Here is a 1,668-nt window from a genome sequence, read left to right on the forward strand (position 1 = left end):
GGTATCTGGATCCATCCAACCGATCTTGTTAGTATCACCTGATAACATGTTTATTACAAATGTCTGCAGCGTATCATCTAAATTATGACCTGTAGCAATTACATCTGCACCAATATAGTTTGCTGCATGATCAATTGCACGTCTTCTTAAAGTTCCGCATATGGAGCACGAAGATGTTTTTTCATTTCCTCTTAAATCCAATGCCTCGTCTAATGTTAAATCAAATAATTCTTTGTAAGAGAAAACTTTGTGTTCTACATTTAATTTTGCACAAAATTCTTGTACTATTTCCAGTGCCTCATTTCGATACCCTGGAATTCCCTCATCAATTGTTATTGCTTTAATTCTAAAATTATGTGTAGACTTCATTTGATTAATAACATTAAGCAAAGCAAGTGAATCTTTACCTCCCGATACTGCGACAGCTACTAATTCATTATTTTGAATCATATTGTATTTTGAAATGGTTTTTGCAGTTTTTCTTAGAATTGAATTTGAAAAACAATTAGAGCATAATTTTTCCCCGGAATATTTGCGAGTATATGCTGCTTGATTTTCACATCTATCACATTTCATAAAATTCGATATATTTTTTCATTAATGATTCTTTAGGTAATTTTTAGATTGTAAACCAGCCTGATTTCATATATGATAGTGCAATATTCAAACCAAACAATCCAAATGTAAATGCGTAAATTCCCCACATTGTAATATTTACTGCCTTGTCTGAGATCTTTTTATCAATTATTGTATGAATGAATTTCCCACCATCTAAAATTGGGAGTGGCAGCATATTGATTATTCCAATAAAAAATGAGATCATCCATAACCATAACAAAAACATTGAAACTCCAGGATCTTTCCACTCAATAAAATTTAAGACCGGTTTGTATGCAAATGAGTTGTCTCTTATTATTCCAATTAATCCTTTTTGAGGATCATCTGGTGATGGTATTATTTCGACTGGAAATTGCAATGTTTGTCCATCTCTAAGTATTGAAACTTGAGCAATATCACCAGGAATTAGATCTGTCTTTTGAAAGTCTAACGGGCTTAGTATTTGAATTCCATTAATTGAGGTAATAATGTCATTTGCAAGTAATCCAGCTTTTTCTGCTCCGGAATCTGGAATTATTGAAAGCACAGTTACTCCATCTGGTAAATCATAAAACACACTTAGTAATGGTTCTGGTACGATCATTGCAAAGAAAGGATTTGTCAACAGTATCAGTCCTAAAGCAAATGCAAAAATTACATTCGAAGTTGCTCCTGCCCCAATAACTCTTAACTTTGAAATCTTTTTTGCCTTGTTAAATTCTTCTTCATCTGGTTCTACAAATCCTGCAAACATTGCAATAAATATTGCAAATCCACCTGTTTTGATCTTAATTTTTTCTAGCGTTGCAACAATTCCATGTGCACCTTCATGAATTACTAAAACAATTGGTATTGATAGTAAAAAGTATAGAATTGATGATGATGAAGTCAAAGTAATACCTGGAATTAACACTGTTAGTTGTGAGAATTCAGATGGTGCTACAAAGAATTTAGATACATTTGATATCAAAAACCAAAAAGCAAAACCCATCATTAGAAAACCTGCAACTACACTTACATCGGCAAAGACTTTGATGCCTCGCCTAGTTCGTCCTAGCACTTTTGTCAAAA

At 32.7% G+C, this 1,668-nt stretch carries 2 protein-coding genes; both read right to left on the reverse strand.

The genetic code is table 11. The features are described from left to right. The coding region (locus BG20_RS07495) for a PP-loop family protein (protein WP_010193090.1) at positions 1 to 576 on the reverse strand (576 nt) is incomplete at its 3' end. A gap of 43 nt (positions 577 to 619) precedes the next feature. Further along, positions 620 to 1,668 (reverse strand): M50 family metallopeptidase (locus BG20_RS07500; protein WP_048097156.1); only part of this gene is annotated, 1,049 nt, incomplete at its 5' end.

This window comes from Candidatus Nitrosarchaeum limnium BG20, from assembly GCF_000241145.1.
GTDB lineage: Archaea > Thermoproteota > Nitrososphaeria > Nitrososphaerales > Nitrosopumilaceae > Nitrosarchaeum > Nitrosarchaeum limnae.